This window comes from Candidatus Nanopusillus massiliensis, assembly GCF_920984865.1.
This window is the reverse complement of sequence record NZ_OV100765.1, coordinates 129,509-129,820: the sequence shown is the minus strand read 5'-3', so window position 1 is coordinate 129,820 and position 312 is coordinate 129,509. Positions and strand designations below refer to the sequence as shown.

The window sequence follows — 312 nt, the reverse complement described above, 5'->3', positions numbered from 1 at the left end:
AGGAAATTTATTTTCTATAATATTGTATAAACAATATTCAAAACTATAAGACAATTTTTCTAGCTCTTTATAAGCAAACCACCAATCCANCATCTCTATTTCTTTTTTCTTAGCTTTTTCTTCTATTTCCTTCATTTTTTCAATTGAATGTGCTGCTTGTAATATTACCTTATCTCCTATTAAACTAGAAGNTTTCCATTCTAATTTATCTGCATACCAATTTGCAGGTAATGCAACTTTTTCTTTATCTGATACTTGTAATGCATATGCTAATCTATATATTTCTGTAATATTTCTTGGCCAACTTCTTGT

At 27.1% G+C, this 312-nt stretch carries 1 protein-coding gene (running past one end of the window); it reads right to left on the bottom strand.

Features of this window, described 5'->3' with window-relative positions; all coding sequences use genetic code 11:
* Positions 1-282 carry the 5' portion of a hypothetical protein gene (locus tag LUA84_RS05030; RefSeq protein WP_457913323.1) on the bottom strand. The gene continues 75 nt to the left of window position 1, outside the view, so only the first 282 of its 357 coding nucleotides appear in the window; its start codon is at positions 280-282; the stop codon falls past the left edge of the window.
* Positions 283-312 lie beyond the last annotated feature (30 nt).